The following is a 315-nucleotide window of genomic DNA, read 5'->3' on the forward strand; positions in this document are numbered from 1 at the left end:
ATATTGATCGTCGTGCCGGGTTGGTGGGCTATTGCCAAGGGTTGATGCTGCCGATTGCGCGTAAAAGTGTCGAGCCGCTGGCAGCCCATCTCGAACCTCATCGCGTGAGTGCACGTCACCAGTCCCTACATCATTTCGTTTCAAAGTCCGAATGGTCTGACGCCGCATTGATGGAACAGGTTCGGCGATGGGTATTGCCGCACATGAATCCGTCAAACGGACTGTACTGGATCATTGACGACACGGGCTTTCCGAAGAAGGGAAAGCATTCGGTGGGCGTGGCGCGGCAATACTGCGGGCAGTTGGGTAAGCAGG

The 315-nt window shown here is 55.9% G+C and carries 1 protein-coding gene; it reads left to right on the forward strand.

From position 1 onward, the window contains the following. Nucleotides 1–2 precede the first annotated feature (2 nt). A partial coding sequence (locus ACRXB1_RS37535; RefSeq protein WP_449494957.1) for a transposase occupies nt 3–315 on the forward strand: 313 nt, incomplete at its 3' end.

This window comes from Caballeronia sp. M23-90 (genome assembly GCF_053574605.1).